The organism is Oleiphilus sp. HI0123 (assembly GCF_001635315.1).
The window spans coordinates 1-523 of the sequence record NZ_LWGE01000289.1; the positions used below are offsets into that span (position 1 = coordinate 1).

Here is a 523-nt window from a genome sequence, read left to right on the forward strand (position 1 = left end):
GCAATCGCTAGCAATACCAACTTACAGAATATATGTAACAGTGCCGACTCAAGTTTAAAAGGACGTGTTTGGAATGATGCCAAGGTTGGTGCTCATCACGCGATCATTCCAACTGCGAATAAGTCAAAAAAGGGATTATTGAGTAAAGCTGAGCAGCAAGTATATGAATTGATAGCAAAGCACTATCTTATTCAGTTTTTTCCGGCTTGGGCTTATACCGACCGTGAAATCAGCTTTCGAATTGCCGGTGGCTTATTCCGAGCAAAGTCGAGGGAAACCAGTGAGCCGGGTTGGAAGCAGGTACTTAAATCCACTAAGGATGAAAAACAAACCGTAGCTTTACCTCAGCTCAAGAAAGGTGAGCGTTTTACTTGTTTATTTGGAGACTTGCTTAGCAAGCTTACTCAGCCTCCTAAACACTTTAGCGATGCAAGTTTACTCGCGGCGATGACCGGTATAGCCCGTTTTGTGAGTGACCCCGAGATCAAAAAAATACTAAAAGATACCGATGGTCTTGGAACAG

At 43.4% G+C, this 523-nt stretch carries 1 protein-coding gene; it reads left to right on the forward strand.

What is annotated here, in order from left to right:
• Nucleotides 1-523, forward strand: a 523-nt coding sequence (locus tag A3761_RS02790; RefSeq protein ID WP_231881131.1) for a DNA topoisomerase, incomplete at both ends; no start/stop codon positions are given.